We start from the raw sequence: 26217 nt of genomic DNA, 5'->3' as shown, positions 1-26217 counted from the left end.
GATGATTAAAAATTGGACAAACATATTTATATACCACATAAAGAATAACAAATTCTTTACAGCCCTAAATATCTTGGGCTTAAGCATTGGAATTGCGGGTTTAATTTTCGCGATTCTGTACTGGAACGACGAACATTCTTATGATCAGTGGAATCCTGAGAAAGATAAAATTTTTATCGTCATGAACGATTTTGGCGGTGGTAATATCTGGACAACAAACTCTCCAATTCCAGGCAGAATGCTTAATGCAACTACTTCGTATTTGGATAAATACTGTTATTTTAGAGTAAATTATACTACTGAAACAATTCAATACAAAGGAAAAATCGAATTGATTGACAAAATCTTTTCTGCCGAAAGGAGTTTCTTTTCTTTCTTTCCTTTTGAATTTATTCAAGGTAATGCCAAAACGGTCTTCGCTGATCGCAACAGCATGGCTCTTTCTGAAGAAACTGCAGCACGCATTTTTAAGAATGAAAACCCAATGGGTAAACAGGTGAAATATGCAGATCATATTTTTGTTGTTCGCGGTGTTTACAAAATGCCTCAAAAATCATCGGTAATGCCTTCCGTAATTACTCCGATTGTAGAAGAGGAATTAGAGCAAAATAAAGATAATTGGGGCTTCAGTTACGGACTAATGTTAAAGCTTAAAAGACCAAGCGATACTACAGCCGTTATTCAAAACTTAGATAAAATATTTCTCGAAAACAATTACAAGAAACAGGCAAAAGATGAAGGTTTATCGCTGGAACAGTTTATTAAACAATACGGAGATCCTATAAAAGCAAGGCTTCTTCCGTTTACAAAATCAAGACTTAATCAAGGAAATTACGCTTTTCCTGAAAAAAACGCCAATTTACAGTTCTTAAAAATAATAATGGGGTTATCAATCCTGATTTTAATTTTATCAATTGTCAATTATATCAATATGGCTACAGCAAACGCGGTAAAACGAGCAAAAGAAGTTGGAGTTCGTAAAATAGTTGGCGCTACAAAATCTCAGATTATAGCTCAGTTTGTGTTTGAAACTATACTTATAACGCTGTTTTCTGTTCTGCTAGCCATGGTAATTGTAGAACTTTCTTTGCCATTTTATAATGCATTTCTAGACAAAAATCTAGTTTTGATAGGAACTCAATTTTACCTTCAGCTAATTGTAATTTTCTTTGTTGTTATACTGGTTTCTGGCGTCTTTCCTGCGGTTTACATTTCCAATTTTGAAACTTTAAAAGTGTTAAAAGGCAATTTTTCGAGAAGTAAAAACGGAGTCTGGATTCGTAACGGAATGCTGGTACTGCAATTTTCTATAGCTACGCTTTTTATCATCGGATCTTTTATTGTTTACAAACAGGTAAATTTTATGGTCGAAAAAGATCTAGGTTTTAATGGCGCTCAGGTTATGGATATTTCTTTTAAACCGCAAAAAGGAAAAAATCAGTATGAAAGGTATAAAATGATCAAAGAAGAGCTTTTAAAAATTAAAGGTGTTCAAGCGGTTTCTGCAGGAATGTTTTCTATTGGAAGCAATGAGAATTCTTGGCAAGGTCTTCATTATAAATCCAACAAAGAGGTTGTAACACAGGAAATGCCAATGGATTTTGGTGAGTTAGAACTTTTGGGAATCAAAATATTAAAAGGCAGAGATTTAAATCCTAAACTGGCTACAGACAGCATTTCGAGCGCTTTACTGAATGAAACTGCTGCAAAAACGCTTCAAGAAAAAGATCCTGTAAATAAAGAAATCACTTTTGGCGGGCAGAAGTTTAAAGTTATTGGTATTGTCAAAAATTTCCATTACGTCGGATTAGAATATAATGTGGCACCTATGATTTTCTTTCATATCAAGGCTTTTGACTGGATGCCAAATGATATGCGAAACATCTCTGTAAAAATATTTCCAGATAAAATGCCCGAAACCATTGCTGCCATCAACAAATTCTGGAAATCTAATGTTGATCAGGAATATCCGTTTGAATATGATTTTGTAGATAAAAACTTTGCCCGTACTTATAAAAAATACGAAGATCAGAGAAATTTATTTGCTTTGCTGAATGTTGTTGTAATCTTAATTGCCGTTTTCGGATTATTCGCCCTTGCCTCTTTTTCTATGGAAAGAAGATTACGCGAAATTGCAATCAGAAAAACGCTTGGCGCTGAAACCAATACTTTACTGAAAGAATTATCGAAACAGTATGTCCTTTTCTGTGTAATTGGTTTCTTAATCGGAATTGTTCCAGCTTATTTATTAATGCAGAAATGGCTTGAAAATTTTGCTTCTCGAATCGATATTCCGTTTCTTCCTTTTCTAGTTGCTTTTGTTTCTCTTTTATTTTTAACGCTAACGATTGTTTTAGCAAAGGCTTACCAAGTAACCAAAGTGGATATTTTAAAATACCTTAAATACGAATAGATGTTAAGAAACTGGATCAATATATTTATCTATCAGATAAAACACAATAAATTATTTACTGCACTCAATATTCTCGGATTGTCAATTGGAATTTCGGGTCTAATTTTCGCGCTCCTGTATTGGAACGACGAACAAAGCTACAATACTTGGAATCCGGAAAAAGATAAGGTTTATCAGGTTTTAGCGCAATTAAGTGATATGCCTGTAACGGCAAATAACCCTGTACGTCTAAAACCTCATCTAGAAAATGATCCCAATGTAGAAACTGTTGTTTACGCAGATGAATGGTATCAAAAAGACAAAGTGATTTATAATGGACAAAAGGAATTTGTAGATAAAATCATAAATGCCGAAAAAGATTTCTTCTCTCTTTTTCCCTTTGAATTTATTTATGGAAATGCCAAATCTGCTATAAAAGACGAAAACAGTATTGCCATTTCAGAAAAACTTGCTGAACGCTTTTTTGGAAATAAAAATCCGATAGGCAAGCAAATCAATTGTCTGGATGCTACGTTTACGATTTCAGGCGTTTATCGTATTTCTGGAAATTCATCGATCGCACCAAACATAGTGATAAATCGGATGAAAGACTTGGTAGATCCGGCTAAAAATCCTGGCCTTTTTGTTTTAAAAGTACTAGTAAAACTAAAAGATCCATCAAAAGTGGAATCTACCCGAAAAATGCTTGATCAAGTATTTTATGACGAAGTTATTGTAAGAACCGCCAAACAAGCAGGTTTTACTCCTGCAGAAATGGTCAAGAAAATGGGAAGCTTCAAAGTTTTAATGGAACCGCTATCATCAGCGAGATTACATTCTGTAACCGACGGTTATCCTGAAGGCAGAGGAAACTATCAGTTTCTGGTAATTATGGCTTGCTTATCGGTTTTGATTCTTATTCTGTCAATTGTCAATTACATCAATCTGGCAACAGCAAATTCGATTAAAAGAGCCAAAGAAGTCGGGGTCCGTAAAGTTTTGGGCGCTTCAAAAAAGCAGATTGTTTGGCAATTTATTTTTGAAACCATTTTAATAACTGCTTTTTCGGTTTTATTAGCATTAATGATTGTAGAAATTGCACTTCCCTACTACAATTCCTTTCTAGAAAAAAATTTAAAAATAGTTGAAAGCCAATTTTATGTTCAATTAATGCTGGTTTTTATCATAACCATTGTGTTTGCTGGAATATTTCCTGCATTATATGTGGCTAATTTTGAGACTTTAAAAGTCTTAAGAGGCAATTTTTCCCGAAGCAAAAGCGGCGTTTGGATTAGAAACGGAATGCTGATTTTCCAATTTGCAATTGCTTCCTTCTTTATCATTGGTTCTGTAATTGTTTATCAGCAAATTAAATTTCTAAACAACAAAGATCTTGGTTTTAAAGGCGATCAGGTTATGGCAATTTCGTTAAATCTGCCCTCTTCGTATTATAAGGGAGAAAACATTGGAAAGAATATTTTTGAAAGATACAATACCATAAAACAGGAACTTTCAAAAATTAAAGGCGTTGAAAGTGTTTCAACCGGTCTTCTTTCTTTTGATGGAGCTGACGATTCTCAGTGGCCAATTTGGTATCGTGATGTTCTTTTCAAACAAAAAGCAATTGGACTTGATTATGATATGCTAAATCTGCTAAATATAAAAGTAATAAAAGGCAGAAATCTGAGTCCAAATATAGCTTCAGATACCATAAATTCGGTTTTAGTTAATGAAAAATCATTGAGTTTAATGCAGATCAAAGATCCAATTGGTAAAGAGATAAAAATTGGAAATCAGAAAATGAGGATTATTGGCGTAGTAAAAGATTTTAATCTGTTAAGTCCAGAAGTTGATGTTCCGCCAATTACTTTTTATCACATAAAATCACTGGATATGGCCGATGAAATGAATCGGATCTATGTAAAATTAAAAGCAGATCAGATTCAGAGTTCTATTGCAGCAATCGAAAAATTCTGGAAGACAAAAGTCGATACCGAATATCCTTTTCAATACGATTTTGCTGATAAAGAATATGCCAGAACTTATGAGTCTTATGTCAAGCAAAAGAATTTATTTTCTTTACTAAACATTGTTGTAATACTTATTGCTTTGTTTGGATTATTCGCTTTGGCTTCCTATTCAATTCAGCGTAGAATGAAAGAAATTGCGATTCGAAAAACTTTGGGCGCAGAAACCAATATCTTATTGAAAGAACTGTCTAAACAATATGTTGTTTATTGTGCAATAGGTTTTCTTATTGCTGTATTTCCTGCTTATTTTTTATTGCAGAAATGGCTGAATAATTTTGCTTTTAGAATCGAAATTCCGATGCTGCCGTTTCTACTTTCATTTTTGCTTTTATTATTTCTAACATTATGCATTGTTTTAGCAAAAGCCTATCAGGCAACAAAAGTAGATGTTTTGCAATATTTAAAATATGAATAATTACTTTTGAGTTTTTATAAAAAGCTGTGCGAGTCTGAGCCCTTGCACAGCTTTTTTTATTTTGGTTACGCGTAAAATCGTTGCAAAATTTTATTTGCACTGTCTGAAGCTACAATCAATCCACCGCTCATCATGATAATGTCTTTGAGAACCAAACGGCCTCCGACAGAAAGATAGGGAAAACCAAATTCTGGAGTTGGGAAATCGCCACCCAAATTCGGAACGTAAACTTCTGGTGTGGTGATTAAAAAAGATAGGGTTACAAATGCCATCCCGAACGTTAGAAGTCCACCCACAAAACCGACTTTAGGAAACCAAATTCCCAAAAGAACCAACAAGCCAATTGTCACAATAACAGTTCCTAATCCGTAAGAGAAAATATAAGTTCCGTTGGCTTCGTGCCATGCAACGTTTTTCTCCACAGTTTTACCTTCAACGTTTTTGTAAAGTGTGTAGGCTTTGACGGTTTTACCATCATCATTCACAACTTGTTTATTTGCATCTTTATAAAAGAAACTCATAAACGGACTATTCGCAACCAGCGGAACAATTCCGTCAGCTTCATATTTAAAAGCTTTTAATCCGCCAATCCATGCCATTACAACAAATATGGCAATTCTTAAAAAGTGAATAAAATTGTTTTGTCCACCAGCAATAAATCTTATAAATTTTTCCATTTTGATTCTGTTTTAATACATACCAAAATTACTTTATAGCTATCTGGATAAAAATGGACGAAAAGGAGTTTTCATGGACTATTTTGCCACGATAGAAATGCCAACTTCTTTTCTAAATTCTTTGGGCGAAATGCCTACACTTTTCTTGAAATATCGGCTGAAATAAAATTCGTCTTCAAAATTAAGATCGTCTGCTATTTCTTTTATCGTCTTCGTTGTTAAATGCAGCTGTTTCTTGGCTTCCAAAACAATACGGTCCTGAATAAGCTGCGAAGGCGATTTTCCGAAATGCTTTTTGATTCTTTTGCTAAAAGTATTTACACTCAAATTGTATTTAGAGGCATAAAAAGCGACTTCTTTAGCCTCAAGAAAATGAGTATCTAACAAATGCTGAAACTTCAAAATATCAGCATTTCCAATAGATTCCTGAATCTGTGGAGACATTTTGAGCTGTTTTTCTTTGCTGCTCAAGGCTAGAATAACCTGCAGATAGGATTTTAAAATCGAATTATCATAATCCAATTCAGAGTCTTCTACCCTTTTCATTCGTTCCATAATACTCGCGATTTCTTCGTAAATAAAATCGGAAACCGTTACAAAAGGTTCGCTATAAATATCATTAAATAAAATTCCATTACAAGCCACTTCTTTTTTATGGTATTCAATGCAATAAAAGTCGCCATGAAAACGGAGAATATTTATAAAAGATGCAGTCGAATTTTTCCATTGCAATAACTGGTATGGCGTTAAAAACAAAAAACATTTCCCTTTGCATTCGTAATCGCTTAAATCAACAGAAAAAGCCGCTTCTCCATCAAACATTAAAATGTTGTAATAGGGCTCGTTGATTCCCTTTTCTAGAAAAGAAGATTGTTTTAATTTGATTTTCATTTTACTAAATTACAGATTTGTTTTTGTTTCACACAGATTCCGCAGATTTGAGCAGATTAAAACTTCAAAACTTGGCGTATTAGCGGCTTTTCGAGATTATACTTTAAGTCTCTTTTTCCATCCATCGAAAAATTGCTCATTAAGGCGTAAAGTTTTATTTATATTCATTCTTAAACCGATTTTGACATTCGTCAATGTTTTTCTCCCTTATTAGCTTTATTTTTGGAAATGATTAATTTTTGAGAAATGATGAGTGAACTTGAGACCTTAATTCAAAGCAGATTACAACTGGAAAACGATGACCTTAACACCATTCTTTCCCGCTTTAAATTAATACAAGTAAAAAAGAATGAACCGCTGCTTAAAAGTGGAAACGTGGCAGATAAAATCTATTTTATAAAAAAAGGCTGCCTGCGATTGTATTACAGCACCGAAGATCATAATATTACGACTCGTTTTATGGCTTTTGAAGGTACTTTTCTAACTTCAATTGTTAGTTTTATTTCTAGAGAACCTAGTACAGAATATATTGAAGCTGTAGAAGCTTCGGAGCTTTTGGCGATTTCTTATGACGATTTTTTTCATCTTCGCAACACCATTCCGCAATGGGACAAAATGTATATTTATATTCTAGAATATGGTCTAACGGTCATTACTTCAAAACTTAGCAGTTTGTTGACACAAAATGCTGCCGAACGGTATCGAAACCTTCTTAAAAATAACCCAGAACTTATTCGGAGATTGTCCAATGCCAATCTTGCCGCATATCTTAATATTTCGCCAGAAACATTAAGCAGGATAAAATCACAGATCTAAACGATCTATTAACTATCAAAAGACAAAAAACAACAACATTAAAAAACATTTTCTATCATGAGAAGTGATGAAGTAAAAAAAGGTGTTCAACGAACTCCCCACAGATCCTTATTGCGAGCTACGGGCTTGAAAAATGAAGATTTCAGCAAACCTTTTATCGGAGTGGCCAATTCGTTTATCGAAATTATTCCGGGACATTTTTTCTTAAATAAAGTATCTGAAATTATCAAAGAAGAAATTCGGGCCAATGGCTGCGTTCCTTTTGAATTTAATACAATTGGAATTGATGACGGAATTGCAATGGGACACGACGGAATGCTGTACTCGCTTCCAAGCCGTGAAATTATCGCCAACTCTATAGAAAGTGTAATGAATGCGCATAAATTGGATGCCATGATCGCAATTCCAAACTGTGACAAAATTGTTCCAGGAATGATTATGGGCGCTTTACGCGTTGATGTTCCGACTATTTTTGTAAGCGGTGGACCAATGTCTAAAGGTTACACTAAAAACGGAACAGCAATTGACTTAGCGACAGCATTTGAAGCGGTTGGAAAACACGAAGCTGGAAAAATCTCTGACGAAGAGTTGTACGATATTGAATGCAACGCCTGCCCGAGCGGAGGAAGCTGTTCTGGAATGTTTACCGCAAATTCTATGAATACCTTGATGGAAGCAATGGGAATTGCACTGCCTGGAAACGGAACTATTTTGGCTCAGACACCAGAACGCGAGCAATTGTATCGCGAAGCAGCAAGGAGAATCTGTGACATTGCTAAAGATCAGCATTTAATAGAGAAATTCAAATTGAAAAATATCTTAAACGAAAATGCCGTTCGTAATGCCTTTGCCGTAGATATGGCAATGGGCGGAAGTACCAATACCGTTTTACACATGCTTGCAATTGCCAACGAAGCCAATGTCGATTTTAAACTGCAAGACATTAATACCATTTCTGGAAATGTTGCCCATATTGCCAAGATTTCGCCAAGTCTAAGCACCGTTCATATGGAAGATATCAATAGAGCTGGCGGTGTAAATGCGGTTATGAAAGAAATAAACAAAAGAGGTTCGGGCGTTTTAATTGATAATCTTACGATTGGAGGCGAAACATTATTGGAAAAAATTGCGAATGCCGAAATTAAAGATACCACTATCATTCATACCATCGATAATCCGTATAGCAAAGTGGGCGGATTGGCTATTTTATACGGAAATCTTGCAGAACAAGGTGCTGTTATTAAAACAGCAGGATTAACAGGAGACCGCGTGTTTACAGGTAAAGCGGTTTGTTTTGACGGTCAGGCCGAAGCAATTGCCGGAATTATGATGGGAAAAGTAAAAGCAGGAAACGTAGTCGTTATTCGTTATGAAGGCCCAAAAGGCGGACCGGGAATGCAGGAAATGCTTTCGCCAACCAGTTTGATTATGGGAATGGGACTTGGAAGTTCTGTAGCCTTGATTACAGACGGAAGATTCAGCGGTGCAACCAGAGGCGCTTCTATAGGACACGTTTCTCCAGAAGCGGCAGAAGGCGGAATGATTGGTTTGGTTAAAGATGGAGACGAAATTCATATTGATGTAGATCAGTATATTTTGTCTGTTAATTTAAGTGATGAAGAAATCGCAAAAAGAAAAGCCAATTTCAAACCATTGAAAAAACCTTTAAATTCTAAATGGCTTTCACAATACCGATCTTTAGTGACCAATGCTAGTACGGGAGCTGTATTAAAAACCGATTTAGATTAAATTTTAATTTTCTAAAAAAATAGAATCAAAAATGTCCCAGAAAGTTACCTTTCTGGGAACATTTGAGGTTGAATAATCTAATTATTAAAAGCTGGTTTCATACTATATTCCTCTTTAATTCAGGAAACAGGAGTGCACTGGAAGTTGGTACAATTCTTCAAAATCTACTCCTACTAGATTTAGGCTTTTAAAAAATGTTTTGACTTTATTTTTTGCCTGTTTATTTAATCCAGTATAAAATATTTCATCAGCATTCTGTTTTTGGTTTATTGCGGAAAACACTTCTGGATTAACGATATTAAGCACCCTGATAGCAAGCGCTTCCGGCAAAAGAGAAACAATAATTTCAGGTGATGATTTTGAATTTGGCTTCAAGCATTCTAAACTAAAAATAGGATTGCTCTCGTATATGATTACTTTTTCGCTCATATCTGGCAAATCTGTCAGGAACAATCCAACATCTTCACGCGGAATAAACACTATCAAAATGCTGGCTTTTGCGGCTTCGTCTTTGCTTACCAATTTTACATTCTTTCCCAAAGTCTCAGCCATATCTTTAAACTGACGATTTTCGCGGGTAGAACTTAATAAAACCTGATGCCCAGCCCCGATCGCACGGTTCACAAAATCCATTGTAAAACTACATAAACCAATTACCCCTACCTTCATACGTTTTGTACTTTGCTTTTAACCTTATAACGTAAATACAGCATTGCAAAGTACTACAAGGCTTTTTTTACTGTGCCAATAAATCTACAACGTTGTAGTTTTAAAACTACAAACCTCAAATTGTGATTTATCTTTGCTAAGTTTATTCTATAATTTAATCAGATGCCAAAAATAGCAGTTCATATTTTACATTACTAATCAAAAGGAAATTTTTTTTAAAGTGTAATGAGATCATCTACTATTAAAATCTTCTTTGTCATTTTCATTATTTCTTAGTAAACCCCTTTCTGGTCATTTCTCCCCAGCCTTTGGTTCCCATCATTTTTTCTTTATAACCAATTAACGCTGCATAAACCGTCAACGGATGAAAGTAAAACGGTTCAATAAAAGCGGCCATCAGTAATTTGAAAAAATCGGCCTGTTTGGGGTATTTATGATAGGTTTTTTCTTCACTGTACAAAGCGATAACCGAAAAGAACACTGCAAATGTATACACAAAAAGCAGCAGTAAAAAGAAAAAATGCCAGTTTAGCAAACCAAACACTATAAATACAGCGGTTATGACCAAACCAATAAATTCTATTGCAGGAGCTAGAAATTCAAATAAAGTCCAATACGGCACACTCAGCATTCCCAGTAATTTGTATTTTGGATTTAAGAACATTCCGCGGTGAATACTTAATGTTTCTATTGTTCCTCTCATCCAGCGGGAGCGCTGTTTTTTGAATATTTTAAAATCCTCAGGCGCTTCGGTCCAACAAAGCGGATCTGGAATATAACTTACCGAGTAAGGCAGTTTATTATCAAGCATATAACGACGCATTCTGACAATAAGTTCCATGTCTTCTCCAACCGTTTTGGTACTGTAACCTCCAGAAAGAATGGCGATTTCTTTATCAAAAGCTCCAAAAGCACCACTGATAAGCAATAAACCATCTAGTTTTCCCCAAGCCATTCGGCCTAAAAGAAAGGCCCTTAAATATTCTAAAACCTGAATTCTCGACAGCATTACATCTGGAACGTTTACTTCGACCAAACGTCCATTTTTAATTACACATTGATTGGCAATTCGTACCACGCCTCCTGTTGCAATAATTCGTTTTCCATGCGATTCTAAAAATGGTTTTGCCAGTTTTAAAAGCGAATCTTTATCAAGAATACAATCCACATCAATACAAACTACATAAGGATTTTGGGCAATATTAAGTCCGACATTTAAGGCGTCGGCTTTACCTCCATTTTCTTTATCAACTACAATCAGTTTTTTGAAAGCGGCATTTTTGGAAGTGTAAATCCCTCTGATTTTTTTGGTTTCAATTTGCGGATGAAAATCCAAATCAGTCAAAACCAAATCGTAGGTTTTGGTTAGGATTTCCATCGAATTGTCTTTACTTCCGTCATTGACCACAATAACCTGATAATTGTTGTAATTCAGCGAAAGCAGCGATTTTACATTTTCTTCAATAGTTAAACCTTCATTATAAGCAGGTGCTATAAGCGAAAGTTTTGGTGCAAACTCGCTGGTTAACAAAACATCATAATCTACAAAACTGTTTCGTTTAAGATATTTTCTAAGCTCTTTCGTAGAAATATAAGCCAACATTAAATAAGAAGACATGATTAGTATGGCATAACCCAATATTAGGAGTATATATGCATCCAAAAACCACGTTATTTCAGTATTAAAAAAAGTCATTTTCTTATAAGATTATGCTGTTAAGGTCTGCAAAATACTCTGCGCTTCATACTTAATGATAGTATTGGTGGTCTGAGCAGCCAATTGCGCTACATGAGGAACTTTTTGAGACAATTTAAGCTCTTTTATCAGTTTTAATCCAAGTGTAACCACTGTCATATTTTGTGATTCCAATAAATGTTCTACTCCTTCTGTATCGCCAATATCATGTTTTTTGAAAGCTCCAATAATATTCAGTTGCATCCAATCGTCTATAGGATCTGGATGTTCTACAAGATATTTTATGCTTTCAGCGCCTTCAAGTTTAATAGCCGCATTGATTGCTACGATTTTTAATGTTTTCTTTCTGGCTTTAGAATAAACAATAATCTGATCAAAAGCTTCATTGATATTAAACTCTGCCAGTTCTGTAATTCCTTTGCATTTAACCTCCCATTTTAGGCTCTTGAGTTTTTTGAATGAATCTTTTATCAATCCCGAATCTTTATAAAACTGTTCCAGTTTTTGAGCATAGACACCTTCATAGTTTTTATGGAGATTTATAAGAGATTCCGTCAAAACTTTCCTAAAAAAAGAAGTGTCAAAAAGAACTAAGAAATTTTTGTCTTTCTTTACTTCTTCAAAAGGAACATCTTCAAAAATAACAGCCGACATTATTTTGTCTATAACAAAACTATATTCTTTACTCAGGCGTTCTCGCTTTATTTTACCGTTTCTGCTGGCAACAATAATAAGATATAGAATAAGTGAAGCCGCTATGAACAGATAAATAGAGAATGTAAGAAAAGGCACTTCCCACCGACCTTGTTTATATAGTTCCCAGATTTCAGTCATATTAAAAACGTTTTGTTACAATTAACTGCACATTAAACTTGTTTCTATATTCTCCAGGTGCATATTCCTCATCTTCATAAAGAAAAATTGGGCGTACAAAAAAAGAATCGCCAAAACGATGCTGATACTGAATTCCAACTCGATACGCTTTTAGAGGTTGTGTAAAATTATTGTACAGATACAAATAAGGAACATTTCCGTATTGCAGCTCCAGTCTGATAAGACGTTCTTTTTCTTCATTTACGCGCTGCACGCTTAAAACATGAGAAAACAATTCGTTCGAAGTATCATAATAAGGTCTGTAAGCAAAACTATAAATTCCGGCATTATAGGCTACTTGTCCTGTAAGCAGCGTGATATCGTCGGTATCAAAATGCATAAATCTTGCGCCAAGCGAAAAATCAAAATGTTTTTGTGGCTTAAAATAATATTCTAAACCAGCTTTTGCTACAGGAAATATGGTTTCTCCTGTTGAAACCCCAGCATTTGCATACAAATAGCTTTTGTTTGAAAAAGTCTGATAGAAATCGGTTTCAAATAACATTTGGGTTTCATTGCTGACATTTCCAATATTTGCCCTTCCTACAATTGCCGATTTACTGAATTTATGCGAATACTCTGCATATCCATAATGAAATGGAGATTGTCCAGGATCTGAGGTTGAAATATTAAGATAAGAAAACGAAACAGCATTTTTTGCTTTGCGCCCAATAAGCGTTCGGATTCCTCTAAAGGCCTGCGTGCTATTATCAATATAAGATGCTTTTTCTATTAAATCTAATGCTTCCTGATCGCGGTTTAATTTCTCTAAGCAAGTTGCTTTAATCTTCAAAACATCAACCGATTTTGGATCAATGGCAAGATATTTATCGCAATACGAAATACATTTTTCGTAATCCTCTGTCCAAAAATAGACATTTACAAGTGCCTGTAATGCTTCTGGATTTGGATTGTTTCTGTCTGCCATTGGAGACAAAATTTTTATAGCTGTTTTATACTCTTTCTTCCAGCTGTAAATGCGTCCTGCAAAGATCTGTATATCTTCATTTTCAGGATATTTAGCGCGCAGAGGTTCAATAATCGATAAAGCCTTATCGTAATTTTCTTTTTCGACTTCGCGCTTCACATTGGCCAAAGCTTCATCTATATTGATTTCTTGTCCAATGGCAACAGAGGAAACAAAAAGCAGGAAAATAGCATAATAAATAAACCTCATCAGATTCGGGTTTTTAGTAATTTATTAATCCTCACTAAAAGTACAGCCGGACTTACTGGCTTTGCAATAAATTCGTTTGCCCCAATATCAAAAGAATCAAGTTCGGTCTGCTCAACGCCCGAAGAAGTTAATATAATTACAGGAGTATCAGATTTAAGGTTCTCTCTGACGTGTTGCGTAATTTCCATTCCGCTGACACCCGGCATGTTTATATCAGTCAATATTAAGTCATAGTTTTCTTTTTCTATGGCATCCAACGCCTCTTTACCATCAGAAAACTGGTCAACATTAAATCCTTTCGACTCTAAGAAAAAAGATAACGATTTGCGTAGGATATCATTATCTTCTGCTACAATAATTCTCATTTTTTATTTTTTTATCTGGGGGATATTCAAAATTATAACTTCTTATTTATAAAGCTAATGCATATTTCTATTATATCATAGCTCTTTTAAAATTTTAACGACTTCTTCAATTCCGCAGTGAAAAATATTCACTTTATCTAATGTTTCCGAAGTAAATTCGCCCGATGACGCTTCTACTTCGATAATCGACAGACAATTGCTCAAATCTTGCAGCATAAATATATCCATGCTTGATTTCATATTATGCGCCAGTTTTTTTACATTTTCATAATCCGTATTCTTAAATGCCTCTTCTAACTGTGTCACCTGAATTGGAATTTTTTCTATAAAAAGATTTATCATATCTTTTCTAAATTCAGGATCGCTTCCAGACATTTCATCCAAAAAAGACATATCAATAATTCTCTTATGATGCGCATTGTTGTCTGGCGTCATTACTGTTTTTATCGCTTTTAAAAGAACAGATTGTTTAAACGGTTTTGGCACATAAGCATTCATTCCTACTTTGTAGCATCGCTCCTGCTCACCTACCAGAGAATGTGCCGTCATGGCAATAATCGGAATATTGGAGCTCATCTCATTTCGAATAAATTCTGTGGTTTGATAACCGTCTTTAACAGGCATCTGCAAATCCATTAAAACCAAATCATATTCGTTTTGAGACAAGAGTTCTATCCCTTCTTCGCCATTTTGTGCAATATCCAAATCAAAACCAAAATTATTAATTACGCTTTTTGCAAGCTTTTGGTTTAAAACATTGTCTTCGCAAAGCAATATTTTAAGATTTCCTAAATCATTTTTAGAAACCGTTTTTACTGCGGTTTCTTCAAAATTTGACTTTTTGTAAGAAAGGGTAAAGAAAAACTCAGAACCACGATTTAATGTACTTTTTACCTGAACTTGTCCTTCCTGAAGCTCAACTAATTGTTTTACAATATTCAATCCGAGCCCAGTACCGCCAAATGTTCGCGTTGTACTTTCTTCCCCTTGTGTAAAGCGTTCAAAAATAGTTTCCAGTTTATCTTTCGGAATTCCGATTCCGGTATCTTTTACAGAAAATTTAAGCGAATAACTGTCTTCTGTTTCATCTATTTTCTTTACTGAAACGGTTACTTCTCCTTCATTTGTAAATTTCAGCGCGTTTCCAATAAGATTTACCAATATCTGATTAAGTCTTCCTTGATCTCCAATAACCAAATCTGGCATTTCGGCATCCAAAAAAAGATTAAACTCCACCTCTTTCTGCACTTTTACTTTCAGTAAATTATAGACGTGTTTGAGTGTTTTCTTCAAATTAAATGGTTCGGCTTCTATTGGTAAATTTCCCGACTCAATTTTTGAAAGATCCAAAATATCATTTACAATCAGAAGTAAATTTTCGCCTGCAATCTGCACGCTTTCAATATAATCCCGCTGTGTCTCATCGAGCTCTGTCTGTGCAAGCAAATCTGTAAAGCCAATAATTGCGTTTAAAGGCGTTCTGATTTCGTGGCTCATATTGGCCAAAAAACTGTCTCTTGCCAAAACTGCACGTTCGGCAATTTTTCTCTGCGCGTATAATTGACCGTTTTTTGTGCTTAATTCCAATTGTGCAATAACGTGTTTGGCAACAATAGAAAGTGCATTTCGCTGATTTTCATTCAGTTCTTTTACGACATGATCAACTGCACACAAAGTTCCAATATTATAGCCATCGGGCGTTGTAAGGGGTACACCTGCATAAAAACGTACATTAAATCCGCCCGTTACATTTGGATCGTCTTTGAACGTTTCATTAACATGCGTATCGCTGATTTCTAAGATTTTTGTATCTAAAATAGTATAATTGCAAAAAGTGATTTCGCGAGGAACTTCAGAAGTTCCTATTCCAATTTCAGATTTGAACCATTGTCTATTTTCATCAATAAAAGAAATATGGGCAATGGGCACGCCGCAGATATAAGCGACAAGCTTTGTCGCATCATCAAAAGCATCATCTGGAAGCGTGTCGAGTATATTATAACGTTTTAGGGCAGCTAAACGTTGAAGTTCGTTATCTGGAATTGGATAATCTTTATTCATTTTATTCAAGTGGTAAAGGTATAAAGGTAAGGCAATTTAGTCTAAGACACTTGCATTATCTCGACTTTTCTATAAAAACAACTTTAAGCACAATCGTTTTTGATCGGTCAAATCTTCCCTTTTTTATTTCATTACAAATTTTTTCTTGGTCATTACAAAATTGAATAGCCTCTATTGGGCAACTGCTGATTTTGTTATAAAATTGCCCTGATTTTATCAACTAATCTCTTCAAAAAAGCCCTTTTTTCTATCTTTTTTACAAGAAAATCAAGTCGTTGCGAAGAGCAAAAAATTAAAATAAATGAAAAATTTAAGAAACAGTATTTTTTACATTGGAGTTATTGGAGGATTCTCCGTCCTAATGTATTGGATTATTTTGTTAGGCGTGAAACTGGAAACAGGCCGAAATCTTAAAATCCCTACTTCAGACAAAAGCCAATGGAGCGAATTTCTCGATTCTCTTATAAAAAACCTGCATCATCCTTTAGCGCTTTTGTTGGCCCAAATTGTTACCATTATTTTTGTTGCCCGTATTTTTGGATGGATTTGCATTAAAATAAAACAGCCCGCCGTAATTGGAGAAATGATTGCAGGAATTGTGATGGGTCCTTCTTTAATCGGAATGTATCTTCCTGAGTTTTCTACAGCCTTATTTCCTGCCGAATCACTTGGAAATCTTCAGTTCTTAAGCCAGATTGGTTTAATCCTTTTCATGTATATCGTGGGAATGGAGATTGATATGAAGATTTTGAGAAACAAAGCCCACGATGCTGTAGTTATAAGTCACGCGAGTATTATTATTCCATTTGTTTTAGGAATGGGTCTAGCGTATTTTATATATGACGAGTTTGCCCCCGCAGATGTACAATTTACATCTTTTGGTTTGTTTGCCGGAATCGCGATGAGTATCACTGCGTTTCCGGTACTTGCCAGAATTGTGCAGGAACGCGGCATTCATAAAACAAAATTAGGAACTATCGTAATTACCTGTGCCGCTGCAGATGATATTACGGCGTGGTGTATTCTTGCTGTTGTAATTGCAATCGTAAAAGCGGGTTCTTTTGGAAGTGCTTTATACACTGTTGTTTTGGCTTTAGGATATGTTTTCTTAATGATAAAAGTGGTTCGTCCGTTCCTTAAAAGAATTGGAGATTTGTACGCTACAAGCGAAAAATTAAGCAAGCCAATCGTCGCTATTTTCTTTTTAACGCTTGTGGTTTCTTCTTACTTAACAGAAGTTATCGGAATCCATGCTTTATTTGGAGCTTTTATTGCTGGAGCGATCATGCCCGAAAATATTAGATTCAGAAATCTATTTATCGAAAAAGTGGAAGACGTTGCGCTAGTACTTTTATTGCCGCTATTCTTTGTTTTCACTGGTTTAAGAACGCAAATTGGCTTGTTGAACGAACCTTATTTATGGAAAATTGCAGGATTAATTTTTGCAGTAGCTGTTATAGGCAAATTTGTCAGCAGTGCTCTTGCAGCAAGATTTGTGGGACAAAACTGGAAAGACAGTTTATCGATTGGAGCTTTGATGAACACACGAGGTTTAACAGAATTGGTGGCTTTAAATATTGGTTACGATCTTGGCGTTTTAAGTCCAGAATTGTTCTCGATGTTTGTTATTATGGCGCTGGCTACTACATTTATGACTGGCCCAACATTAGATTTAATCAACTGGCTTTTTAGATCTAGCAAACAAGAAACCGAAGAAGATATTGCATTAAAAAACAAGTACCGAATTTTATTGTCTTTTGACAGACCGGAATCTGGAAGGGCTTTGTTTAAAGTTGCTGACGGATTAACCAATAAACGTTCTGAAAGCTCTGAAATTACAGCCATGCATTTTCTTCCTACAGAAGAATTACATCACTACAACACAGATGTTTATGAAAACGAAAAGTTTAAAGATATTGTAGAAGAATCTGTTGCTTTAAATCGAAATATCACTACTATGTTTAAGGCATCTTCTGATATTGATAACGAAATTGTAAATGTTGCCAACAAAAGCAAACATGATTTATTATTGGTTGGAATTGGGCAATCTATCTATCAAGGAAGTTTATTAGGAAGAGTGCTGGGATTTACAACTCGAATTATCAATCCTGAAAAAATATTAAATACCGTAACTGGAAAGGAAAACATTTTAGAATCTGCTCCTTTTGATGACGGAACAAGACAAATTATTGCAAAATCACATATTCCTGTTGGAGTTTTGATTGACAAGGATTTAGCCGACATCAACACGATTTTTATTCCCCTTTTTAGTTTAAAAGATTGGAATTTCATTCAGAACTACGTTCAGAAATTCATTCAGAATATCAATGCGAGAATTGAAATTTTGGATGTTGAAGGCAAAATTATGGCCGATCTGGACACGAAAGAAAAAATTAGACTAATGGAACAGGCAGCTCCAAACAAGCTGACTCTAAGAAAAGAACAATCTATTGAAAAAGATTTTCTTGAACAACAAGACCTTATGCTGATTTCTATTGATGGATGGAAACATTTGGTAGAGAATAAAAGTCCTTGGCTGGCTAATATACCTTCTACTTTAATTCTCTCTGAAGATAAAAAATAGTGTTTTGCTAATTGTTAAGTGTAAGATGTGAAAAGTAAAATATAAAGCATTACTTTCACATCTTACATTTCACTTTTCACTTTTCACTTATAAACCAATAATTCTATTAAGCTCAAGTGTCGTATTTCCAGATGAAAGTACTTTTGGTGCTTTTACTAATTTTTGAGCTAAAAATGCGGTTGTAATTGGCTTCAGGTTTTTAAAAAGTCCGATAGCGTTGAAGAATTTTATAACTTTTACTGAAATCTTTTCTCCTAAGCGATCTGTATTTTCTCGAATTAAAGGTCCAGGTCTGAAAATGATGTATTGCGGAAAATGAAGCTCCTGTAGATAATCTTCTAGTTTTCCTTTCATCATCGAATAATATACGTTGCTTTTTGCCGAAGCTCCATAAGAGGAAACCAAGACCAAAGAATTTACATGGTTTTGTTTTGCGGCAGAAGCAAATTCAGCCGGAATATCATAATCGATTTTCCATTGTTTTTCTTTTGAGCCCGCATCTTTTAAAGTTGTTCCGAGGCAAGAAAAAAGAACATCGCCCGCAATTAATTCCTGAAACGAATTTATATCTGAAAAATCAACAACGTGTTCTGTCAACTTTGAATGTGATTTTCCTGTTGGACGTCGCACAAAAATTGAAACTTCTGAATAATCAGTACTTTCTAAAAGCAGATTAACCAACTCTTTTCCTGTCGCGCCCGTGGCTCCAATTACCAATGCTTTCATAATGTTCGGAATTTTGTATTGTAAATATAATGATTACAACCGATATATTATTCCTACCGATGTTTCGCTCCTCTGGAACGTTTTTCTCTGGTAATTCTATTTGCTATAACTATTTTGCTTCTCCGAAGCATTAAAATAGAAACGTATTATGCTCGGTGTTACTTTACTTTCCAATGGTTTCAACCATTGGTTATACTTCTTTGCTATAAATATGTTGTTGATAAGGAATATTACAAAAAAAAGCTGTCACTTTGGTGACAGCCTCAATTGTTAAAATTTTAAATTTTATCTTTTAATAAATTTCTGTGTATACTTCGCTTTTTCAGTTGAAATATTGATAATATAAAAACCTGGGGCAAAATTACTTACATCTATTTGATTGTTATTAATTCTAGTATTAATGGTTCTTCCATTCACATCATAAATTACAACATCAGTAACTTCATCTTCACTACTGATATTCAGATAATCTGAAACTGGATTTGGATAAATAGACAATTGCACTTTTGTGAATTCATCTCTTCCTAAAGTCGATGTATTAACTAAAATCGATTTTTCAACTACTTTTCCATTAGAATTAAAACTAATTACAACAGTTGCAGTTCCATTATTCTTCGGCGTTAAAACCAATTCTTCATTGGCATTAATTGCTGCTAAAACAATATTTTCATCACTGTTTGATTTTATTGTTTTTACAATTGCTGCCGAAATATTGTCTTCATCTGAAACCACCGTTTTCAAATCGATAATTATCGGATTTACCACTGAAACTTGCGAAGGCAAAATGGAGTTTAAAACTGGCGAAGCATTATCAGGAAATACAGTCATTGCAGGAAACCAATAATAATCGTTTAGAGTTTTAGTATCAATTAACTGTCCTGTATTATTGTAAGTATGAACCCAGTTTTTCTGATAATGCGCTCCAAATCCGCTTTCTGTTGTGTTCACAATTAAGTTTCCTGAAACTGGATCAATACGCAATCCTGCACCATATACAATCTGCTTGTACGTTCCTGTTTGTCCAGGAAGTGTAGCGAAATTTTCATTGAATGTTTTTGTTGCAATATCAAACCTTACAATTTGAGCTCCAGACACATAACTACTTACGTTATTATTCCAATACAAAGCATTCTCTTTGTTGCTGTAAGTAAAACTTCCTGCATTCCAAGCTCCCCAAGAACCTAAATATTTAGTGGTTGGAATCGGGTATTCTGTTGTTGTAAAAGTCAGTGTGTCAATATTTAGCAATTTCTGATTCTGAATTCCCCAAACGCTTCCGTCTTTGGCCTGTGTAACCGAATGGAATGCACCTGCAATAGTTTTTACAACAGTATTCGTTTTAGGATCAATAACCAAAATTCCTGTACTCTGTTTTACAGCAAAAACATATTGCGAAGTACGAATCATATTTCCGATTTGTCCTAAATACTGACTTCCTCCTCCTGTTCCTGGTACCATGCTCCCAACTTTCATATTAGCAATATCAAACAGAAAAATACCATTAGAAGCGCCTATGTAACCCGTTTTCTCATCAACACCAATAAAAGAGCGACCGTCTCCTCCTCCAATATCATCAAACGAAGCTATTTTTTTCATCGTTAAAGCATCGGCAACAACCAATCTTCCGCCAGCAATATATTGTGTATCTCCACCATCTTTAGCCTGTTTAGAGACAAAGTAAAATTTATCTCCGTAAATAGTTCCATATTGCGTAGTTGCGCCAAAAGAATTGTTGTTATTGGCTTCACTATAAACCCGATAATTAATGTTTCCGTTATTATCAACAAAATTTACAGATCCGTTAACGTGCCCAAACCAATCTTCATTTACAATAAAATAGCCTTTGCTAAAATCTATTGTTTTAGAATAAGGAGCAACTGGAGTAAAAGTCGTTGCAATATCAAACATTTCCATATTTGGATTAAAATTCCAGACATCCCAAGAACCATTCTGCAATTCGCGAGTAGAAGCTCCAACACCAGAATAATTATAACCTTCATCTACAGGATCTTTAACCCAGTATGACCAATATCCTACCATCCATCCTGACTGCCAGTGATCATCGGCATCAATGCCCGTATAAGAATCAAAATCGTATTCGCTAGTATTAATAAGACCATCGAAAGGATAATATGGATACATTTTATTTCCATCTTTATAAAGTCCGTTTGTGCCCGTTCCGTTCAAATCGAAACCAAATCCGCCAATTGCAGATCCATACTGAGTACCTTGTCTGAGTAAAGCAAAGAAACGTGGATCAGCTTTTGCAATAGCTTTAATCATGTCTTCTCCTGTTGCAGTTCCGTCCCATTTAAAACCCCAAACTAAGGCATCAGAAGTTTTACCGTCATTCCACTGCACCACAAATGCAGCCTGATTAACTCCACTTCCAACCCAAAATTGAATATCTGAAAAAGTGGTCGAATTGGCGCTTTTTGCCGTTACTTGCTTTTGCGTTACTGTTTTTGATTTAACATCATTTCTAGGAACGCCTTGAATTGTTATTTGCGCATTGGTTAGAAATGCAAAAAATAACAGGATTACTATAAAGTAATTTTTCCTCATAATTTATTAATTTTTAAATGTTGTGTTAATTAAGATGTAAATCGTAAGCGCCTGAAACTTCTGTAGAAACTTCTCCAAGCCAGCCTGCTTCCTGATTAATTGCCGTGTAAACTTTTACGAAATCAATTCCTGGAAGTTTGACATATTTTCCGTTTTTATCTACTGCCCAAGAAATGTCAATATTTGAAGCTTCATCGTTATTGGGTGCATTATCAGCGTAACCAAATTCAAAAGATTTGCCGACCCAATACGAACCTTCACCACTTTGATCGTAGAAATTATCTGCTATTTTGGTTCCTTTCAAAGTATAAGAAGCATCGGCAATCCAAAGCGGATAATAACTTTGGTTATGAAATACGTTTTGTACTTTATAACCCGATTGCCCAGCATTGTCCTGCCATTTAATATATTCTGTATCAAATTGCCAAAATTCATTTCCTGTCATAGGTTCCTTATTAACATCTGGTTTAAAATAAGTGATCTCGTAGTTTTTTATTGTAGTGCTTTTAAAGTATTCGCTTCCAGCAATTTCATACCATTCGTCGTCATCTGGTTTGCCGTTTTTATTTTTGTCATAAGCCACCATAATAATACCTGGCTCGCAAGATCCTGCGCGTGCTTCATTGGCTTCATTTCCCCAAAAAGCATTTCCTAAAATCTTAAAATCACGACCATCCCTATTCGGAATAGTATGATCGAAACCAAAAACTACATAACCGCCAAAACCGCCAAGCGAAATCATAGACGTATTTGAACCAACAATTGCTTTTTTCGCAGCAGCAATAATGTTGGCCTCTGTATTTCCCGTTACATATTGCGGAATTTCATTAGTAAACTGACCAACTGCAGGACGAAAATCAAGCACATTAGAAATATATCTGCTGTAAGTTCCAGTTTCTTTTATCACATTAATTGAAGAAGTGTAAATTTTTGATTCTCCATTAATTTCTACTTTTAAAGTCAGCGGATAATTTTTTTGAAAAGGGCTAATAAAATCTAAATCTGCATTTTCTGAAATAATAGAATCATTGATACTCCAAGTCAATTTTGCAGTAATTGGAAGAGCTGTTGCAATATTCAGCACTTTAAAGCGGTCAATTGTATACGATTCTTTCAGAATTTCTGCAGGAAGCAAATCTTCTTCATTGTCTTTATCGCAGGCAACAAATCCCAAAAAGAGAATTGAAAACAAAGCGATTTTGAAAAGTTTTTTGTTCAACATTTTTTAATTTTTAGTTATAAAAGCAATATGAGCGGGAATATTTCCAGCGGTTGTTTTCCATTTTAATTTTCCATCGGGCGTAAAACAGTAGATATAACCCGTTACTACATAGTTTTGAGCGTCGGTAATGTAGATTTCTTTGGTTTCTGGATTGACTTGAAGACCATACGGAATCATGATTTGCTTGTCGGTTCCGTCTGTAATAATTTGGTTTGTAATTACTTTTTTAGTTTTGGTATCTAAAATTCCGTAACTCACTTTATTTGTTCCCGTTAGATAACTCCAAGAAACACTATAGTAATACAATAAATCGTTAACGAGACAAGTTCCAGAAACCGGGATATCGAGTTGCATTTTCTTTTCATCTGTCTGCGTATCAATAATAAAAAGATTGGACGGTGTGTTGTAATAATCGCCTCGCGAACTCACATAAATATCGCCGCGACTGTCAATCTGCATGCTGTATAAATTGATTCCAACATCGATTTTTTTAATCTCTGTAAACGTTTCCAGATCAATTACAGAAACCGTTCTGTCATAATTTGGAACTCTATAACCGCCAGAATTGGCCACATACAATTTTCCGTTATGAACGACCATTTGTTCGGGCTGATAACCAACCGTTACTTTTCTTTTTATTTCTAATGAAGTGGTGTCAATTTCAGCCACAAAACCAATTTCGGCATTCGGATTTATGGCAACAGGCCCAGAGTACGAACTCACATACGCTTTGCCCTTATAAAAAGCAACATAACGGCAATTTGGAATGTCTATTTTTTTGATGCGTTTTGCCGTCCATTTTTCTAAAACTTCCACTTTGTTAGAACAATTAATGACCGCATAAACTTTATTTCCGTAGATTTTAATGTCATTTCCAACATCTCCCAATTCTTTTACAACCGAAGGATTTCGTTCTGAATATACATCTGTAGTGTAATTTCCTGTTCTGTAGTTAAAAACATCCAAACTCGCACGGTTCATTCCCATATTTCCTTCGTTTAGAAGATAAAAGCCTTCAATATTGCCATCGCTTCTTGGCGCAGCAACACTCACATCCGAAGAAAGAAATATGGTTTCGTCTTCTCTGCAGGAAACTAAAAAAACGGCAATACTTAAACTGAATACTATTTTTAAAATGCTCTTTTTCATAACTCAAAACTGATTATAAACTTGAATGTTCTTCCTGGCATCGGATAATTGTAAATCACTTCATACTGCTGGTTGAAAGCATTGTTGACTTCTATCGTTCCGTTCAATTTGTAATTCTTGAATGTGAAAGATTTTTGAACCGCCAAATCGTGTGTATACCAAGGCTGAACTTCATTTACTTTAATGTTATTGACATTTCCGTTGTAGCGTTTTCCGACATAAATAAAACTGTAATTAAAATTCCAAGATTCATAACCAGCATTCAAAATTCCAGATCCGCTGTGCCAAGGCGTATACGGAATTTGATCTCCATAAGAAGACATCTCTAAACCAACAAACTTTGTAAAATCCTGACTTTGAGAATACGTATAAGTCAAGTTTGCAGTTAGATTTACTTTCTCAATATGAGTTACCATATTCAGCACCGTTTCGATTCCTTTTCCTTTTACCTGCCCGATATTGGTCATCATCCAACGGAACAGATTTCCTGTTGGAGCAGCAATAATTTTATCTTTTGTATTGGTATAATAAGCATCTGCCTGAAAAGAAAATTTATCAAAAAAGCTTTCCCTTACGGGGAAATTATACGTAAAACCAACATCGTACTGATTCATATATTCTGGCCTCAAAGTGCTCGAACCTATCATTGTATAATACAGATCATTGAAAGTTGGCATTCTGAAAATTCGTTTAGCGAAAGCTCTTAAATTGAAATCGTATTTCTTAAACGGCGTATAACCTAGAAATATAGCGGGAGTAAATTCGGTTTTGTTGGGTGCTTTGGCATTGTACTTCACTTCTTCGATAACGCGAGTTGCGAGTACATTTCCTAAAATTTTAAAACCTTCATATCGATAAGAAGTCGCAAGAGAAACTAGTGCAGTATAACGGTGCGGAAAAGAAAATTGTGTCTGAATGCCTCTTCTAGTTGCATTTAGCTTATTGTATTGAAAATCGGTTGATAGCGAAACATCCCAAGTGGGTAAAATGCTGTACATATTGACCGCAGAAAAATAGGCTTCTTGCTGATAATAGCTATCATTAGATTGCACGCCTTCCGTTACCGTTTCTCCTAAAACATTGGTAGTATCTCGTGCAATATAATGGGTGTAATCATAAGCAAATTTGCCTTTTAGCTGAAATTTATACTTTTCAGAAACGTCTTTCATTAAGGAAGCTTGAGAGAAAAAATTCTTGTCAAATTGACGAAAACCATCTCGAAACTTATTTTCTACAATGGCACCAGGAGCGCCTCTTTCAGAATCGTAATAATACACTTTGGCGTCCCAAGTTCCTTTATTTATTTTTCCGAACAAACCCGATTCAAATCGAAAGGCTTCAATATCGCTGTTCCATCGCGTTGCTGTGGTATCGTATGCAATGCTACCGTCTTGATTTTTTCTTTTATACCTAAATTTATACTGCCCGTTTGATTTGATGTATTCTGAGCTTACACTCAAGCTGACTTTATCGCTCAGTTTTTGTTCCCATCTAAAAGAAGGATCATGATAATCAATAGACATTGTTTTGTAACGAACCAGAAGATTTGTTTTCTTATTGCCCGAAAAAGCAGGTCGTTTGGTTCGCAAATAAATCGCAGAAGCAGAAGCAAAATCTTTAGCCGACTGAAAAATTTCACTTTTCTGACCGTTATACATCGTCAAAGATTCCATGTCGTCAAGCGAATATTTTCCTAGATTGGTTACGCCATTTTGCGCATTTCCAAGCTGAATTCCGTCGTAAAAAACACCAACATGATGCGTTCCCATATTACGAACGTCAACCGTTTTAAGTCCGCCAACTCCGCCATAATCTTTAATTTGGGTTCCTGCAAAATAACGAAGCGCATCTGCGACATTGTGAGTCGCCAAATTCTCGAGCAGAACGCCCAAAAGACTTTGTACGGGAATCACTTCCTGATATGGTTTTCCTTTTAAAACCACTTCTTTTAAAACCCGTGAACTATCAGTCACTGCTTGAGAATGAAGCAAAAAAGGAACAAGTACTAAAAAAATAGAAAATAAAGTTTTCTTCAAATTATACATCACGATTTTATTAAATAAACTTTACGTGATGCAGTAATTATAAAAACATAGAAATAGGCCAACTATCCTAAATAGCAGGTCATTATCTTGTCATCAACTTCATACCACGAAAGTT

General features: G+C 35.0%; 18 protein-coding genes. 5 read left to right on the top strand and 13 right to left on the bottom strand.

Annotation, left to right across the window (positions count from 1 at the left end):
* Position 1 precedes the first annotated feature (1 nt).
* Positions 2–2413, top strand: coding sequence for an ABC transporter permease (locus M0M44_RS15935; RefSeq protein WP_248726550.1), 2412 nt, complete (start codon positions 2–4; stop codon positions 2411–2413).
* Positions 2414–4837: an ABC transporter permease gene (locus M0M44_RS15930; RefSeq protein ID WP_248726549.1), complete on the top strand. Its 2424-nt coding sequence runs from the start codon at positions 2414–2416 to the stop codon at positions 4835–4837.
* Between the two features lie 65 nt (positions 4838–4902).
* Here the strand turns inward: M0M44_RS15930 and M0M44_RS15925 are convergent, their stop codons facing one another.
* Positions 4903–5514 (bottom strand): DUF417 family protein, encoded by a 612-nt coding sequence (locus M0M44_RS15925; protein ID WP_248726548.1) that lies wholly within the window; start codon positions 5512–5514, stop codon positions 4903–4905.
* A 78-nt stretch (positions 5515–5592) separates the two neighbouring features.
* The gene (locus M0M44_RS15920) at positions 5593–6405 is read right to left on the bottom strand and encodes an AraC family transcriptional regulator (RefSeq protein WP_248726547.1); all 813 of its coding nucleotides are present in this window, start codon (positions 6403–6405) and stop codon (positions 5593–5595) included.
* A 246-nt stretch (positions 6406–6651) separates the two neighbouring features.
* Here M0M44_RS15920 and M0M44_RS15915 point away from each other — a divergent pair, with 246 nt between their 5' ends.
* Complete coding sequence (locus M0M44_RS15915) at positions 6652–7221, top strand: Crp/Fnr family transcriptional regulator (protein WP_248726546.1); 570 nt, start codon at positions 6652–6654, stop codon at positions 7219–7221.
* Between the two features lie 57 nt (positions 7222–7278).
* Positions 7279–8970, top strand: coding sequence for a dihydroxy-acid dehydratase (gene ilvD, locus M0M44_RS15910; RefSeq protein WP_248726545.1), 1692 nt, complete (start codon positions 7279–7281; stop codon positions 8968–8970).
* A 114-nt stretch (positions 8971–9084) separates the two neighbouring features.
* Here ilvD and M0M44_RS15905 read toward each other — a convergent pair whose 3' ends face one another.
* The 6 genes from M0M44_RS15905 to M0M44_RS15880 form a co-directional block, all read right to left on the bottom strand.
* Complete coding sequence (locus tag M0M44_RS15905; RefSeq protein ID WP_248726544.1) at positions 9085–9639, bottom strand: NAD(P)-binding domain-containing protein; 555 nt, start codon at positions 9637–9639, stop codon at positions 9085–9087.
* A gap of 265 nt (positions 9640–9904) precedes the next feature.
* Entirely contained in the window at positions 9905–11335 is a 1431-nt protein-coding gene (locus tag M0M44_RS15900; RefSeq protein WP_248726543.1) for a glycosyltransferase family 2 protein, read from the bottom strand.
* A gap of 12 nt (positions 11336–11347) precedes the next feature.
* On the bottom strand, positions 11348–12169 hold the full coding sequence (locus M0M44_RS15895; RefSeq protein ID WP_248726542.1) for a hypothetical protein: 822 nt from the start codon (positions 12167–12169) through the stop codon (positions 11348–11350).
* Position 12170: 1 nt separating this feature from the next.
* Complete coding sequence (locus tag M0M44_RS15890) at positions 12171–13385, bottom strand: YaiO family outer membrane beta-barrel protein (protein ID WP_248726541.1); 1215 nt, start codon at positions 13383–13385, stop codon at positions 12171–12173.
* Positions 13385–13750 (bottom strand): response regulator transcription factor, encoded by a 366-nt coding sequence (locus M0M44_RS15885; RefSeq protein WP_095927525.1) that lies wholly within the window; start codon positions 13748–13750, stop codon positions 13385–13387. Before M0M44_RS15885 ends, M0M44_RS15890 begins: the two co-directional genes overlap by 1 nt.
* Before the next feature lie 75 nt (positions 13751–13825).
* Positions 13826–15811, bottom strand: coding sequence for a GAF domain-containing hybrid sensor histidine kinase/response regulator (locus tag M0M44_RS15880; RefSeq protein ID WP_248726540.1), 1986 nt, complete (start codon positions 15809–15811; stop codon positions 13826–13828).
* Between the two features lie 301 nt (positions 15812–16112).
* On the opposite strand from M0M44_RS15880, the gene M0M44_RS15875 reads away from it, so the two are divergent.
* Positions 16113–18395: a cation:proton antiporter domain-containing protein gene (locus tag M0M44_RS15875; protein WP_248726539.1), complete on the top strand. Its 2283-nt coding sequence runs from the start codon at positions 16113–16115 to the stop codon at positions 18393–18395.
* A gap of 87 nt (positions 18396–18482) precedes the next feature.
* On the opposite strand, the gene M0M44_RS15870 is transcribed toward M0M44_RS15875, so the two are convergent.
* From M0M44_RS15870 to M0M44_RS15850, 5 genes are all read right to left on the bottom strand, one after another.
* Positions 18483–19121 carry an NAD(P)H-binding protein gene (locus M0M44_RS15870; RefSeq protein WP_248726538.1) on the bottom strand — a complete coding sequence of 213 codons (639 nt, stop codon included), beginning with the start codon at positions 19119–19121 and terminating at the stop codon, positions 18483–18485.
* Positions 19122–19406: 285 nt separating this feature from the next.
* Positions 19407–21686 carry a DUF5074 domain-containing protein gene (locus tag M0M44_RS15865; RefSeq protein ID WP_248726537.1) on the bottom strand — a complete coding sequence of 760 codons (2280 nt, stop codon included), beginning with the start codon at positions 21684–21686 and terminating at the stop codon, positions 19407–19409.
* 25 nt (positions 21687–21711) lie between these two features.
* Positions 21712–22908 carry a cell surface protein gene (locus M0M44_RS15860; protein WP_248726536.1) on the bottom strand — a complete coding sequence of 399 codons (1197 nt, stop codon included), beginning with the start codon at positions 22906–22908 and terminating at the stop codon, positions 21712–21714.
* Between the two features lie 3 nt (positions 22909–22911).
* On the bottom strand, positions 22912–24057 hold the full coding sequence (locus tag M0M44_RS15855; RefSeq protein ID WP_248726535.1) for a YncE family protein: 1146 nt from the start codon (positions 24055–24057) through the stop codon (positions 22912–22914).
* Positions 24054–26102, bottom strand: coding sequence for a TonB-dependent receptor (locus tag M0M44_RS15850; protein ID WP_248726534.1), 2049 nt, complete (start codon positions 26100–26102; stop codon positions 24054–24056). Before M0M44_RS15850 ends, M0M44_RS15855 begins: the two co-directional genes overlap by 4 nt.
* Positions 26103–26217 lie beyond the last annotated feature (115 nt).

The organism is Flavobacterium humidisoli (assembly GCF_023272795.1).
Lineage (GTDB): Bacteria > Bacteroidota > Bacteroidia > Flavobacteriales > Flavobacteriaceae > Flavobacterium > Flavobacterium humidisoli.
Note: the sequence above shows the minus strand (reverse complement) of the source record. Positions and strands in the feature narration are given on the sequence as shown.